This window comes from Gammaproteobacteria bacterium (assembly GCA_034522055.1).
Lineage (GTDB): Bacteria > Pseudomonadota > Gammaproteobacteria > JAABTG01 > JAABTG01 > JAABTG01.
In genome coordinates this window covers 813,470-827,739 of sequence record JAXHLS010000006.1, presented here as the reverse complement: position 1 = coordinate 827,739, position 14,270 = coordinate 813,470, and the positions used below count along the sequence as shown (strand labels likewise).

General features: G+C 64.8%; 14 protein-coding genes. 7 read left to right on the top strand and 7 right to left on the bottom strand.

From position 1 onward, the window contains the following. Positions 1 to 43 precede the first annotated feature (43 nt). The gene (locus U5S82_22635) at positions 44 to 1,507 is read right to left on the bottom strand and encodes a YihY/virulence factor BrkB family protein (protein ID MDZ7754361.1); all 1,464 of its coding nucleotides are present in this window, start codon (positions 1,505 to 1,507) and stop codon (positions 44 to 46) included. A gap of 173 nt (positions 1,508 to 1,680) precedes the next feature. Next, positions 1,681 to 3,477: a LysM peptidoglycan-binding domain-containing protein gene (locus U5S82_22630; protein ID MDZ7754360.1), complete on the bottom strand. Its 1,797-nt coding sequence runs from the start codon at positions 3,475 to 3,477 to the stop codon at positions 1,681 to 1,683. Between U5S82_22630 and U5S82_22625 the strand changes: the two genes are divergently transcribed. Next, positions 3,476 to 3,658, top strand: coding sequence for a hypothetical protein (locus tag U5S82_22625; protein MDZ7754359.1), 183 nt, complete (start codon positions 3,476 to 3,478; stop codon positions 3,656 to 3,658). The two genes, U5S82_22630 and U5S82_22625, sit on opposite strands and share 2 nt — an antisense overlap. A 220-nt stretch (positions 3,659 to 3,878) precedes the next feature. On the opposite strand, the gene U5S82_22620 is transcribed toward U5S82_22625, so the two are convergent. Next, positions 3,879 to 4,199: a phosphodiesterase gene (locus U5S82_22620; GenBank protein ID MDZ7754358.1), complete on the bottom strand. Its 321-nt coding sequence runs from the start codon at positions 4,197 to 4,199 to the stop codon at positions 3,879 to 3,881. Positions 4,200 to 4,640: 441 nt separating this feature from the next. Here U5S82_22620 and U5S82_22615 point away from each other — a divergent pair, with 441 nt between their 5' ends. Continuing rightward, a complete protein-coding gene (locus U5S82_22615; protein MDZ7754357.1) occupies positions 4,641 to 5,255 on the top strand; it encodes a BMC domain-containing protein in 615 nt (204 codons plus the stop codon). 132 nt (positions 5,256 to 5,387) lie between these two features. After that, complete coding sequence (locus U5S82_22610; protein ID MDZ7754356.1) at positions 5,388 to 5,999, top strand: NUDIX hydrolase; 612 nt, start codon at positions 5,388 to 5,390, stop codon at positions 5,997 to 5,999. An 18-nt stretch (positions 6,000 to 6,017) separates the two neighbouring features. Here U5S82_22610 and U5S82_22605 read toward each other — a convergent pair whose 3' ends face one another. Then, positions 6,018 to 6,410, bottom strand: a complete 393-nt coding sequence (locus U5S82_22605; GenBank protein MDZ7754355.1) for an H-NS histone family protein — start codon at positions 6,408 to 6,410, stop codon at positions 6,018 to 6,020. A gap of 298 nt (positions 6,411 to 6,708) precedes the next feature. Here U5S82_22605 and U5S82_22600 point away from each other — a divergent pair, with 298 nt between their 5' ends. The 3 genes from U5S82_22600 to U5S82_22590 all read left to right on the top strand — a co-directional run bounded on the left by U5S82_22600 (position 6,709) and on the right by U5S82_22590 (position 8,880). Next, positions 6,709 to 7,629 carry a DMT family transporter gene (locus U5S82_22600; GenBank protein MDZ7754354.1) on the top strand — a complete coding sequence of 307 codons (921 nt, stop codon included), beginning with the start codon at positions 6,709 to 6,711 and terminating at the stop codon, positions 7,627 to 7,629. A 42-nt stretch (positions 7,630 to 7,671) separates the two neighbouring features. Continuing rightward, the gene (locus U5S82_22595; protein ID MDZ7754353.1) at positions 7,672 to 8,274 is read left to right on the top strand and encodes a class I SAM-dependent methyltransferase; all 603 of its coding nucleotides are present in this window, start codon (positions 7,672 to 7,674) and stop codon (positions 8,272 to 8,274) included. A gap of 195 nt (positions 8,275 to 8,469) precedes the next feature. Continuing rightward, entirely contained in the window at positions 8,470 to 8,880 is a 411-nt protein-coding gene (locus tag U5S82_22590; protein MDZ7754352.1) for a hypothetical protein, read from the top strand. 166 nt (positions 8,881 to 9,046) lie between these two features. Here the strand turns inward: U5S82_22590 and U5S82_22585 are convergent, their stop codons facing one another. From U5S82_22585 to U5S82_22575, 3 genes are all read right to left on the bottom strand, one after another. After that, complete coding sequence (locus U5S82_22585) at positions 9,047 to 9,859, bottom strand: BPSS1780 family membrane protein (protein ID MDZ7754351.1); 813 nt, start codon at positions 9,857 to 9,859, stop codon at positions 9,047 to 9,049. Between the two features lie 140 nt (positions 9,860 to 9,999). Then, positions 10,000 to 11,370, bottom strand: coding sequence for a GTP-binding protein (locus U5S82_22580; GenBank protein ID MDZ7754350.1), 1,371 nt, complete (start codon positions 11,368 to 11,370; stop codon positions 10,000 to 10,002). Then, positions 11,282 to 12,787, bottom strand: coding sequence for a GTPase (locus U5S82_22575; GenBank protein MDZ7754349.1), 1,506 nt, complete (start codon positions 12,785 to 12,787; stop codon positions 11,282 to 11,284). Before U5S82_22575 ends, U5S82_22580 begins: the two co-directional genes overlap by 89 nt. Before the next feature lie 209 nt (positions 12,788 to 12,996). On the opposite strand from U5S82_22575, the gene U5S82_22570 reads away from it, so the two are divergent. Beyond that, positions 12,997 to 14,259 carry an MgtC/SapB family protein gene (locus tag U5S82_22570; GenBank protein MDZ7754348.1) on the top strand — a complete coding sequence of 421 codons (1,263 nt, stop codon included), beginning with the start codon at positions 12,997 to 12,999 and terminating at the stop codon, positions 14,257 to 14,259. Positions 14,260 to 14,270: the final 11 nt, after the last annotated feature.

Sequence of the window (14,270 nt, the reverse complement as noted above, 5' to 3'; positions counted from 1 at the left end):
CCTCGGGTGGTGCCTCGGGGATCCCCGACAGGCACGGCTAGACCTACCCGTTGGGCTCATCGCCCCTCGCGGGGAGGGCCGGCTCTCCATCTTCCTCAGGGATTTCTCCTTCTGTGCCCGCGGTCGTCCCTGGCTCCGGGCTCGGCGCAGGGCTCGTTTCCCCGAGGGCCAGGTCTTTCCAGCTAAGGTGCCCCAGAGCCTGCTCGGTGGCATCATCCGCGGCGCCCATGGCGGCCTCCACCACGGTGTGCAGGGGCAGGCGCCGCAGGTTCAGATAGGGGTCCTCGCCGGCACAGCGTACGGCATCGAGCAGGCTCTTCACCGGCACCGTCTCCGGCGCCTTGGCAGGTACGTAAGTCAGGCGTTCGGCGGCGGCGACAGTGAGCAGGCCTTCATCCTCCAGGGGCGCGAGCACCTCCTGCATGGCCTGAGTGGGTACGCGAAGGCGCCGGGCCAACCCCTCGACGCTCGGGGTTCGCTCACCCCCATAGTGGGCCTTGCCGATGAGGGCCGTACCCAACAGGGCCAGGCGTTCACGCAGGCGGCCACTGAGTTGCAGGACGCGATGGCGGGAGCTGAGGTATTCCGGATGTTGATGGTAGAAGGCGATGCTCGCCCCCACCAGCAGGATCAGCCACGCCAGATACAGCCAGATCATGAACAGGATGAGGATGGCGAAGCCCGAATAGATGGCCGTGTACTTGGTGGAGGTCACCACGAAGGCGGCGAATGCCCAGCCTACGGTCTGCCACAGGACACCGGCCACCAGGGCTCCCGTGAGGGCGGAGGACACGCGCACCCGAGTGTTGGGCACGAAGATATAGACGAAGCTGAAGGCGGCGATGATGAAGAAATAGGGTATCAGCCGGGCGCCAAACTCGATGAGGCTACCGAAGGGTTCGATGGCCGACAGGGATTGGACGATGGAGGTGCTCATGATGGAGGCGGTGGCCCCGAGGGCCGAGAACACCAGCACCGGGCCGATGAGAATGACGCTCAGGTAATCGCTGAAGCGCTGGGCGAAGCGGCGATGGTGCTCCACCCGCCAGGTGAAGTTGAAGGCGCGTTCCACCTTCTGGATGAGGGAGATCACCGTGTACAGCAGCAGGCCGAGGCCCAGGGCACCGAGTACGCCGATACGCACGTTCTCCACGAAACCGATGACCTGACGGGCGATCTCCTCGCCCTTTTCACCCAGGGGCTCGAGTACGCTCAGCAACACCGGCTCCACCTGGTTGTGCACTCCGAAGCCCTTGAGCACGGAGAAACTCACCGCCAGCAGGGGCACCAGGGACAGCAGGGTGGTGTAGACCAGGCTCATGGCCTGGAGGTTAAGCTGGCCCTGGGTCAGGTCCCTGCCTACGGCATATAGGGTGCGTACGGCGCGGGTGAGCACCGCGCGCCACCACGGCAAGCTCGCCATGTCCACGTTCCAGATGGCCCGGTGAAACAGGTCGGAAAGACGGGAAGGGTCGAGACGTCGGATCTTGTCGTCGTGATCATTCATGGTTTAGGCATCGGCCCGTAGCGAACGGGTTGGCGCCCAATCTTAAAGGCCTCTGCGTCCAGGTCGTGGAGTGGCGGTACGTAACCAGCCTCAAAAGGCTGCGGTCTCCATGGGAGGGCTGTTGTAAAGACCGCGCGCATCATAGGCCATCCCTGGCCCGATGGGGAGGATCCCTAGGGCACCACCAGGGTCATGCCGGGCTGCAGATCATTGGGATCCGGCAGGACGTGGCTGTTGGCATCGTAGAGGGCAGCCCACAGGTTGCCATCACCATAGAAGAAACTGGCGATGCGGGCCAGGGAATCACCCGGGCGTACCATATACAGCCCCCGCGCATCCAGTGCCCGTGCCACCATGAACTGTTCGTCGCGCAAGGCCACGGATGCCTCATGCAGCGCCACCCGGGCCTCGCCATTCTCGGTCGCACCATAGGATTCGAGGAGGGCGGTGCGGAAGTCATCACTGGCATATTCGGCGGCGCGGCGCGTGCTGTCCAGGGTGGCAGTGCCACCATCAGCCTCCACCAGCTTGGCCGCCAGCCTGTTGTTGGCCTGCCGCGCCTTGGTAAGGATCTCACGGGTGGCCGCAAGTTCTTCACCCGCCTCCGCCAGCAGGGCCTCGGTGGCGGCCTTGTCCTTCTTCAACTCATCCCGGGCGACGATGGTCTCTTCCAGCCGGGCTTGCGTCTCGGCCGCCCGGGCCTCAGCCGCCGCCAGGGCGTCGCTCCTGGCGGCCAGTTCACCCTCCAGGGCCGCCACGTGCTCATTCAGGCGCGCCTTGTCGGCGATGGCCTGCTCGAGGTCGGCGGTCAACTCGGCCGACTTGTCCTCTGCCGTGGCGAGGGACGCACGGCTGGCTTCCAGTGTCGATTCCAGCTCCGCCGCGCGCTGGCGAGCGTGGTCTCGTTCGGCGGTGGTGGCCTCCAGGGCGGCAGCAATCTCCGCCCCATGGGCCTTGGCCTCCGTCAGCGCCTCCTCGCCAGTCGCCACAGCGGCCGCCAGCGAGGCATTCCTGGCCTCGAGTTCCCGGCGCTGGGCGGTGGTGGCCTCCAGCTTCGAGCTAAGCTCCGCCCCACGGGCCTTGGCCTCCTTCAGGGCCTCCTCGCCACTCGCCACAGCGGCCGCCAGCGCGGCATTCCTGACCTCGAGCTCCCGGCGCTGGGCGCTGGCGGCCTCCAGCTGCGAGCTAAGCTCCGCCCCATGAGCCTCGGCCTGCTTCAGGGCCTTCTCGCGCACTGCCAAATCGGCCACCAGGTTCTTGTTCTGCTCTTTCAGCTCATTTCTTGAAGCGGTGACAGTGTCCACGGCGCCTTCGAGCTTCGCGACTTGGGCCTTGGCGGCCTCCAGGGCGCCATGCAGTTCCTTGATCTCGGCCTGGGCCGCCTCATAGGCTTGGCGTCCGGCCATCAGTTCATCGGCCATGGCGGCCTTTTTCAGCTGCAACGCGTTGCTCTTCACCGTGACCGCATCCAGGGCGGATTGCAGCCGAGTCATGCGTTTGGTGGCCGTATCCAGGGCCTCGCTATTGGCAGCCAATTCCTGGTTCAGTTTCTCCACGCGTTGTTCCGCGGCGGTGCCCGCGGCCCGCAGGCGCTCCACGTCCGACTCCAGGGTCGCGATACGATCGGCGGCGTGCGCCTTGGTGGCAGCCAGGTCATCGGCAAGGGCGTCGTTGCGTTGCTCGAGCTTCTCATGAGCGGCCCGGGCCGCGGCCAGTTGCTCCGTCATGGCCTTTTCCGTCTGCTCGAACACCGCTGACCGGGCCTTCAGTCCGGCCACGGTTTCCTCCGTACTGGCCAGTTGGCGCTCCAGGGTGCTTTTCTGATCGGCGAGGACATCCGCCCGGGCCCGGACGAGTTCCAATTGAGCCTTGAGATCTGCCGTCTCCCTCTCGGCTTCGCCATGCCCTTCATCGGTCTTGGTGGGGGTATCCGCGGCTGCCGTATCGGCCGGTTCACCGGCCTCAGCCATGGCCTGGGTCGGGGACAAGACCCACAGCGCCGCTGCGACGGCCATTACGGTGACGGAGATTTGTCCGCGCTTCGGACGGCCGGTACAGAGTTCTGATTTAGTGATAAACATTACTGACCTCGTCGTCTTTGGTGGTGGTTCGACTGGTGCCGCGTATCACGGCATTATTATCAATGAATGAACGACCCTTTGCCGAGTCTGTGCGCCGCGACCTCGAGGGCCCATCCGATCTGCGATAGCGCCGTCGATTCTCCGCTCGCCCGGGAGCATACGGCCTCTACGGTTACAGAAAACGCTTAAAGCAAAAGCATACCAAATCAGGCCAACACGAACGAGGAGGCCCTGTACAGGGCGCACCACGCCTTGGCCCTGCCTCAACGACGTCTCGCGCCGTGATGCTGCTAAGGTCCCGGCGATGGAGACAGGGGGTGCCTGGGGACGTGGGCCACGACGCTATGCAGCACCACATCGCCTTCGAAGTAAACCGTGAAGCCGTCGTAATGCCAGCGGCTGATGGGTGGGTCCCCCACGGGCACCGTCTGGGCCCCGGGCCGCCCGTATCGCGCCAGCACCCGGTCGCGGTTCATGCCGCGCACGGGGAGGGCAGCGGACTGCACCGTCCCTTCCTGTTGACCTACGGGGATGCGGATGGTCCCGTCTATGCTGTCTGCCGCCGCGGACAGAGTGAAACTCCCGAGCAGCGCGTAAATGAGAGGCTTCATGGTCGACGATCCTCGCAAGAGATACTTCGAAGTGTAACCACGAAACACGCGAAAGGCGCGAAAGTCAAAGCGGCGATCTCAGGAGCGCCGAGGTGGATGTCCAACGTCCCGGGGTCTATCGTGCCTTCGCCCTCCCCGCCCCTCGTAATTAGCGTCTTTCGTAGCTACCGCTTTTGTTTTACTTTGCAAGGTATTGATTATCATGATCGGGAGGGCTGCGCAAATAGTCGGGCGGGACGATGACCGAGGGGTGCATACATAACTGTGACTCTATGAGTCGGCGTTAAATATGCTATTTGATTTATGGTTTGTCGATTCGGGACAATTCTGCAGGGAAATCATCTTGCCATTGCCAAAACTGACAGGCCCCGTCGTGAAGCCCCATTCCAGCACATCTCCGGCCACTGCGCCGCGGCAACTTTGTCATGTCCCGGCACGGCGATGATATCCCTGCGGACCTACGTCTATATCGACTCGTTGCAGCCCCAACTCGCCGAGTATATCGCTACCGTGTCCCAGGGTTTCCTGCCGGTGCCGGGGGACGCCTGCCTGTGGGTGGAGGTGTCGCCGGGCATGGCCGTCCACCGCCTCACGGACATGGCCCTGAAAGCCACCCGGGTGCATCTGTCCCAGCAGGTGGTAGAACGGGAGTTCGGTTCCATGGTGCTCCATCAGCGGGATCAGAGCGACGTGCGCCAGGCGGGAGAGCTGGTGCTTGGCAACATGGGCGCGCGGCTCGACGATCGCCAGCTACCCCGCATCACCTGGCAGGAGACCATCCGCGGCATGACGCCGGACCACACGGTGCTCATCAATCGCCAGAACCGCAGGGGTTCCATGATCCTGGCCGGCGAGAGTATGTTCATTCTGGAGACGGAGCCCGCGGGCTACGTGATCTACGCCGCCAATCAGGCGGAGAAGGCCGCCACCATCACGCTGGTGGACGTGCGGGCCGTGGGCGCCTATGGCCGCCTCGTGCTGTCGGGAAGCGAGGGCAATGTGGACGAGGCGGCGGGCGCGGCTATCGCGGCCATCGGACGCCCCTCCGGCACGTGAACCGCTGGTGGCTGCCCGCATGAATCCCACGGAACCCGGTTTACTGCGTATCGCCACCTCGGTGCCCTCGGGCAGCGCGCCGGATGGGGGCATCAACGTTTCATTGCGACCACCCCATGAAGGGCAGGGACCGTGCATCGCCGGGAGTTGCTGAGACTGCTGGCCCGCCATCGCACCCGGTTCATGGATGAGGCCGCCCACGTGCAGCGTGCCCGGGCCTTCGTCGAGGCCCACGAGGATTGCTTCCATTGCGACCTGTGGCCCGGCCATGTCACGGGCTCCGCCTGGGTGGTGAGCCCGTGCCGGGACCATGTGCTGATGCTTCATCACCGCAAGCATGATCAATGGTTCCAGCCCGGCGGACACGCCGATGGGGATGCCGATATCCTCCGCGTCGCGTTACGTGAGACTGCGGAGGAGACCGGGCTGGACGCCTCCCATATCCATCTGGTGGATCAGGACCTGTTCGACGTCGACGTGCACACCATACCGGCCAGTGCGCGCGGTCCGCGGCACGAACATTTCGATATCCGTTTTCTGGTCGAGATAGACAACGTCGTTCCCATCCCGGGCAACGACGAATCCCATGACATCCTGTGGATTCCGTTATCCGCCGTGTCCAGATTCAACAACAATCGCTCCACCTATCGCATGGTGGAAAAGACCCGTCAGTTGCGCGGAGGCACCGCTTGGCGTCACGGCTGCCAGGGGAAGGAGCGACAGGGGGTCCTTACCGTCCCTTGAGCCCGCCGCCGGACCGGATCAGGCCTTCTTCAGCTTTTTCCTGAATTGTTCCTTGTGCTCGCGGTTCTTGATGTCGAGGCCTGCCGCCTGCATGCGCTCCTCGACCCATTTCGGCGCCCGCCCCTTGAAGGTCCAGGTATTGTTCGGGTCCTCCGGATCGATATAGGCCACATTGACTGACCCCCGCCTGGTGCCGGCGCGCTTGGCAACCGGGGCCTTGCTTTTCTTTTGAAGCAGGTCATTGGCTATCTCTTCGACCGTGAAGCCGCTTTTCCGGATCTCTCCGGCCAGTTGGGTCACCAGGCGGGATTTCTGGGAGCGTTTTTTTCTTGTTTCTTCCTTATTCAGATCGGTTTTCAGTTTTTGGATCTGTTCGAGTGTCAGATTGGAAACATTCGGTACTTTTGCCATTGCTTATTCCCGTTTATTGGTTTAGTGCTGTCAGGGGCGTGTGGTTTAATCTTCGCTCCCCGATAAATCGAAGCATAAAAATAATGCATCAAAACAAAATGAATGTATATACGATAGTAGGTTCAATCTATTCCCGATGGTCCCCGCCTTTGATTCATTCGTGCGGTCCTATCCCTTCCAGGGACGGGGCAGGAATGGACGGCGCCAATACCGTCTGCGGCGATGCGGTGAAACGCGAGCCTGAAGGCCGGACCATATCGCGTTAAGATCTCACCAAGCCCCCCGCAAAGGATCTCCCTTGCCCCGCACCAGAATCCCTATATCAGCCACCGAAGTGGGTATTCTCATCATCTCCGCCGCCATGCTGTCGGTGCCGGTAATCGATGCCCTGGCGAAGTGGGCGTCCATGTCCCAGGCCGTGGGGCAGATCGCGTGGGGACGGTTTATGGTCCAGTGCCTGGTATTGCTGCCGTTGCTGCTGGTACGTGGCACGCCCATCGCCGGCACTCTGGCGGCGCGCCACTTCTGGATGGGGGTGGTGCTGGCCGGCGCGGTAATATTCCTGGTGTGGGGGCTTCATCACCTGCCCATCGCCAACAACACCGCCATTTTCTTCGTGCAACCGCTGATACTGACCGCCATCTCGGGGGTGTTTTTGGGGGAACGTATCGGCTGGAGCCGCTGGCTGGCGGTATTGGTCGGGTTGGTGGGGGCCCTGGTGGTCATTCGACCCAACTGGGCGGCCTACGGCGTGGCGACGATATTTCCGTTTCTCGCGGGCACCTGCTACGCCATCTATATGGCCCTCACGCGGACTCGGGCGGTCCACGAGGACATCATTCTGTTGCAGTTCTGGACCGGCTTGGTGGCTGCGGGGATCCTCAGCGTGTTGATGGCCGCCGGCTGGCATGTGGGCCTGCCCGTATTCAGCTTCTCCCGTCCCGATGGGACGGGGGTCGCCCTGGTGGTGGCCATCGGCCTGTTATCGGCCGTCATTCATGTCATGATCGCGGCGGCCCTCAAGCGGGCCGACGCCAGCGTCATGGCACCCTTCCAGTATCTAGAGATCATCAGTGCCACTGCCCTCGGCTGGGCCGTGTTCGGTGATCTCCCGGACAGGATTACCGCGCTCGGGGCGCTTATCATCATTGCCTCCGGGCTGTATGTGTTTCTCACGGAACGACGGGTGGCGCGCCAGGCGGTGGCGCCGGTGAATTGAAACCTGAATTGCCCGGGCATTTGCCTTCGGCAGGAGACAGACATGGCGGATTTGTTCGCGGACAAGGCCGGGGATTGGGACAAGCGGGAGCGGGTCAAGGCCTTATCCCGGGACATCGGCGCGGCCATCCTGAGGAGTATCGATTTCCAAGAGGGCATGGAGGTCATGGACTTCGGTGCCGGCACGGGCCTCATCACCAGTCAGGTGGCCCCGCTGGTGGAACGCATCGTGGCAGTGGACACCTCGGAAGCCATGCTGGAGCACCTGATGGCCAAACCGGAACTCGCGGGCAAGGTGAAACCCGTGTGCCGGGATATCACTACCGAGCCTATCCGTGAGCGCTTCGACCTCATCATGAGCGCCATGGCCCTGCACCACGTGCCGGATACCCGTACCCTGCTGCTGCGCTTCGCGGAACATCTGAAGCCGGGTGCCCGGATCGCCCTGGCGGACCTGGACAAGGAGGATGGCACCTTTCACCCGGCGGATGCCGAAGGCGTTTTCCACCACGGATTCGAGCGCGCCCTCCTGGCGGAACTGCTGGAGGAGGTGGGATTCGATGGCGTGCATTTCACCACGGCCCATACGGTGAAGGGTGATGCCCGCGATTATCCGGTGTTCCTGGTGACGGCCGCGAAGCCATAGGCGGGCATGGCGTGATGCTCGGGATCGGGCCCATGGACGGCCTGCGGCCAGCCTATGTTAAAGTCATGGCCTGACGTGTCCCCGACGCCCCCGTTTCCCGAGGAACAGAGGGCTTGTGTGTGTATCGCATGGGTTCGTTGTTGTCCTGCGCGATTGCGCACCCCGAATGGAACTCGATAAAGCCAAGGTCCATCCATGAAAGCAAAAGATTTAGTTCTCCTGTTCTGCCTCTTCTGGGGCTTCGCGGCTGCCACGGCAGCCGAACCATCCGCCCGGGCGGCTCACGAGGCCCGCAAGGCCGAGGCCCGGCAGTACAACGAGGCCCGCTGGCAGGAGCTGGCGGCGCAACGCGAGCGCCGTCGTGCCGAACTGGAGGCCGAGCGCGAGAGGCGGCGCAGGCTGTTCGAACAGGACAGGGAGGCCTGGCGCCAGGCCTATGAGGCCCAGCGCAACGCCATCCAGCAGCGCATAGCGGAGCAGCGCCGGGAGTACACTGCCCGTCAGGCCCAGGCCCAGGCCCAGGCCCAGGATCAGGATCAGGCCCAGGCCAAGGATGCCTCTTCGCAGGAGGGGGATGAGGAGCAGGGCGCCAAGCCGGAGGGCTGATCCCGGGGCGCCCACCGCGAGGGTCAGGATCCCGAGGATAGAACCCAGCACTTCCAGCATCTGGTCCTGGGTGGTGATGCTGAAATCTTCCTGGCCGTCGTGGCGCGTCAGCGTGGAGCGAAGCGCCCCGGCCACCGCCTCTCCATGCCCCCTCCCGTACCAGTCATCAGCGTCCCAGGGTCGCCGGGGTATCGGAGAAGATATCCCGATAGGCCGTGTACACGCTGATGATGATCACGGGCACCAATATCAGCCAGCCCAGCATCAGCGGGAGGGTGGCAAGGACGGCCAGCACCAGACCGAGGAGGCCGTAGATCAGGAAGGCGAGGATGTTCTTCAGGCAACCCACCAGGCTCATCTTCATGGCCTGAAGGGCGGGCATGCCGTGGAGGGCCACCAGGGGCGGGGCGAGCCAGATGGCGGCCGCGGTGGGGATCAGCACCGCCATGATGACGAGCACGCCGAGGGTGGCCGCCAGCGGGGATACCGCGGCCGCGGCACCTGGGTCGCCGGACACCATGGCGCCGAACATGCCGGCACTGCCCATGAACAGGAACATGATGCCGAGCCCCACCGCCCAGGCGACGATCTGCAGGGCCAGATACAGCGCGCCCAGGGTCAGCAGGCCGCCGGAGTTGGTGGAGAACCCCGCGAACAAGTGGCCCACCTGGAAATCCTCCCCCTGTTCCTGGGCCCTCGCCCCTATCATCAGCCCTCCGGAAAACACCGGTCCGAGGAACATCATGGCGATGGCGCCGATGAAGGGGATCAGTTGCACCACCACGTAGATCACCAGCAGGATGACGGTGGCCGCCAGCCATTGCAGCCAACCGTCGCGAAAGAAGGCGAAGGCCTGGGTCAGCCACCGCGCGCCGTCTCCCGCGCTGCGCACATGAGGACCGGTGATGGCGAAGTCCTCGTCATCCGCCGGGCGGTTGAGATCGGCGGTGGGCGGGGCGTAAAGGTTGTCGTCGGCCATGGCGGGGGTTCCTGTGTGGGAAATTAACGTAAGAGTCGCGAAGCACGGTTTTCGTCTTCTCGGGTGGCGCGTAATGCCGCGGGAGTTGGTCGGCACCGATTATATCAGCGGGCATCGGAGGCTTCCGTCCACGGGTGCCGTCAGCCCGTCTTGATGCGGCCCAGGATCTCCTCTCGTGCGCCGGCCAGCAGGGAGTCGCGATCCACCGAGTCGAGGATGTCGCGTACCACCCGCTTGGGACCGGCGCTACCCCATGACTTGCCCATCTGCAGGTACTCCCGCGCCGCCTCACCGACGATGTAGGTGGCGTAGTAGGCCACCGCGCCCTGGGCCGCCGCCGTCAGTGCGGTGGACAAACCCAGGGTGCCCACCTTGAGGGCGGAGGACAGGAGGTGGATGGCCCATACGGTGCCCATGAGCACCGCCATCTGGGCAAATATGGTGCGGATCAGCCCGCCCGCCTCCGACCGGGTCAGGGGCAGGCCGTAGACGCGGGACAGGTGGACCACCAGGCTGACGTCCACCGCGGCAGCCGCGGCGAGATCCGCCACCGGCACGGGGTTCACCCCCACCAGCACGCCCTTGGTGATGCAGTAGTTGCGTACCAGACGTTGGGCCAGTTCCGTCTTGAGTTCCACCACCCGTCGCGCGAGGTCGTCCGACAGGCGACCGGCGAACAGGGTGGCGTTGAGGGCCATGAGGGATTTACCTTCACGTTCCAGGATCTGCCATAATCGGTCCACCAGTTGCTGGACCTCGGGAGCGGGCCGGCGCACGGTCTCCTGCTCGCTGCCGTCCTCGGCCACCTGGATGTAGACACGCTCCGCCGGATCGGCGCTGACGCCCACGATGTTGCGCTCCGGAATGAGATCGCGGGTGCGGTTGCGCAGGGACGCCAGGACCACCTCCCGGTCCTCACCGCGATAGTGGTCGATCTTGTTGAACACCAGGATGATGGGGCGGGAGGCCTCCAGCAGGGTGCGCAGGGCCGCCAGTTCGGTATCCGAGATGTCACCCTCCACCACGAAAAGCACCAGATCCGAGCGCCCGGCCACCTCGTGGGCCATGCGCTCCCGGGTCTCGCCGTCCACCTCGTTGATGCCGGGGGTGTCTACGAGAAATACGCCGTCCTTCTCGACCTCCCGCCACGGCGCCATGGCGGTGGTGGTGGTCTCGCCATGGAGGGGGCTGCAACTGAAACGGCGTTCGCCCAGCAGGGCGTTGAGGAGGGCGGACTTGCCGACGCCCACGCGCCCGAAGACGGCGATATGGAGATGGCCCTGCTCGAGCTTATCCAGCATCTCCTGGACCTGCTCCATCTCTCCCGCCAGGCCCGCCCGTACCTGGGGCGGGATATGGCTGTCCTCCAGCAGAGCGGTGAGGGAAAGGCGGGCATCGTCCAGATGCCCCTGGCCTCCTCGATCAGCCGTTGCCGGCGGCCTTGTCTGTTCTCTCGGTCTTCTGAAGCGCAACCTTTGCCAGGCGTCGCGCACGGGTTTCCAGTTCTTCACCAAGCACTTCCTCCAGGGTTCGGCTGACCACGGCCGGTGGCAACGCGCCCCGGGTTTCGAGGGTGCGGGAGATGGCCTGCCCCAGACTGTCGAACATGAGGCCATAGGCTACGGCATGGGTCACGCCGCCTGCCAGCGTACCCGCGCCGGGGAAGGCCTTGAGGGAATTGCCGGCGATGGCCAGGGCCACCGGCAGGGCCTTGCCGGCGCGGCCGGTGGCGTTCTTCAGTACCCGGTCGATCTCCACCTCGCGCACCGGCACGTCGTATATCTTGCACAGCTCCTTGACCATGCCGACGCCGAGGTAACCCTGGATTATGATGTCCATGCCGGGACTCACCGCGGCCATGGCGCCCACCACCGCCTTGCGGGTATAGCTGGTCACCACCCGGCGTGAGGCCTCGTCCCGGTGGGTCTTGAGGGTCTGGTCCAGCTTGCGTTTGGCGAGCACGAACACCGCGGCGTCCCGCAGTTCGTCCAGGACCTCCCCATCGTGATCGATACGCCGTTGCAGGGCGTCCCGCAGGGTATCCACGTTGGCGGGCAGGCGGCGGCGCCGGATTTCCTCGCGGCCATCGGCATGCACCACCGTCACTTCCTGCTCGGAGCCCGCGCTCACCTGTACCACTTCTACACCGGCATGGCTGCCGGTGCGTTCACGGATGCGTGCGGTGATGCGCTCGAGGTCCTCGGGGCTGTAGCGGTCCACCTTGTTCAGGGCGACGATGAGGGGCTTGCCGAAGGCGGCGAGATTTCGCAGTTCTCCGTATTGGTCCCGGCTCAGGTCGCCGTCGCACACATAGACCACCACGTGGGCCCGCAGGGCCTCATCGGTGGAGAGTTCCGTCAGGGTACCATCGGGCTCGTTGACTCCAGGCATGTCCACCAACACCAGGCGATCCCCGGCGGGGCTCTGCCAGGTATGGCGCTCGATGCGCCGCGTGGTGCCCGACCGGGGATCGACCCGGGTCGAGGCGGCGGGGACTAGGGCGTTGACCAGCGCGCTCTTGCCGGTGCTTACCTCACCGAACAGGGCGACGTGGACCTCGCCGGAGGCCCGGCGTTGCTCCAGATCGGAGATCTCGGCCACCGAAGCGGAGGCATCCACGCCCCGTTCCTGGGCCGAGGCCACCTCCCTGCGGACTTCATCCTCGGTGGGCGGCGGCGGGGCAGCGACGGTATCAGGAATAGTCCGCCGCGGGCGCGCGAGACGCCAGATGATGTAGGTGCCGCCGGCCGCCACCGCCACCAAAAACAAGGCGTAACCTATGACGAAGACCGGCGGCGCCTGCACCAGCTTCTGCCACACCGTCAGGGCCATGTCCGTGATGTAGAGCAGCACCAGCAGCAGCAGGGCCAGCGCCAGGCTGAGGCCGGCAGCCACCAGCAACCTCAAGGGGGGGATGTTTCGGGCCATGACCGGGATGATGTATGAACTCGTTGGGAATGGGCAATCCAGGGCTGGGGCCCGGGCTCGACTCCGGTGCTAGACTTGGAATGAGATGATAAGAGTAACCAAATGATCAGGAAAGAAAAATTTACGTCTGCCTGGGACCACGAGCGGGGCCGGGAAGGTCCCTGTAAGCGACGCCCGTCGAGGCGTTGCAGGCATGGGGAGCCACGGCCATGACGGAACTCGGCGCTGTTGAACTGTTCACCCGCTTCGGTCTCGCCCTGGCCATCGGCCTGCTGGTGGGCCTGGAGCGGGGCTGGCACAAGCGGGGACGGGAGTTCGGGGCCGTGGCCGGCACCCGTACTTTCGCCCTCACCGCACTCCTGGGTGCCCTGTCGGGACTGCTGGCGCAGGCCTATGGCGGGCTGCTGCTGGGCATGGTGTTCGCGGCGATGGCCCTCGTGCTGTTCTTCGCCCACCGCGTCGAGGCGGCCAAGGACGGTGACCCCGGTATCACCACCGCGGTTGCGGGCCTCGTGACCTTCGGCCTGGGGGCGACCGTGATGCACGGTTACCTGGCGGTGTCGGCGGCCCTGGGCGTGGTCACCATGGTGCTGCTGGGCACCAAGCCCATGTTTCGCGAGGCGGTGGCGAGGCTCGAGCAACAGGAACTCTACGCCATCTTCAAGCTCCTGCTCATCACGGTGGTGGTGCTGCCGGTGCTACCGAACGAGGGCTACGGGCCATGGAATGCCCTCAATCCCTATGCCATCTGGTGGATGGTGGTACTCATCGGTGGCATCTCCTTCGTCGGCTACTTCGCCGTCAAGCTCATCGGTCCACGCCTCGGCCTGGGTGCCACGGCCCTTTTCGGGGGCCTCGCCGCCTCCACCGCGGTGACCCTCAACTTCTCCCGCCTGGGGCGTTCCAGCCCGTCCCTGCGGCGGTTACTGTCGGCGGGGATCCTGCTGGCCTCCGGCACCATGTTTCCCCGCGTCCTGCTGCTGGCGTGGTTGCTCCATCCACCGATGGGCATGGCCCTGGTGCCGGCCATGGCCGTCATGGGGGCCGTGACCTACGGTGGCGCGCTGTGGCTGTGGCGCCGCAGCGGCGACGACGCCCAGGAAGAGGAGCCCCAGGGGCTGAAGAACCCCTTCGATCTGCGTACCGCATTGCAGTTCGGACTGCTGCTGGTGGTCATCCTGCTGTTTGCCCATGGCCTGCGGGAATGGCTGGGGGATGCAGGCCTCTACGTGCTGGCGGCGGTGTCGGGCTTGAACGATGTGGACGCCATCAATCTCTCCACCGCCACCATGAGCCGTGCCGGGGACGTGGCGACCGCCGTCGCGGCTACCACGGTGACCATCGCCGCCATCAGCAACACCCTGGTGAAGGCCGGGATGGCGGGCGCCATCGGCGGCATGGCCATGGGGCGTTACGTGGGCGGGGTGTTGGTCCTGGCGGCCGTGGCGGGCGGCGCCGTCGTGCTCCTGTGACGGCCCCCTGT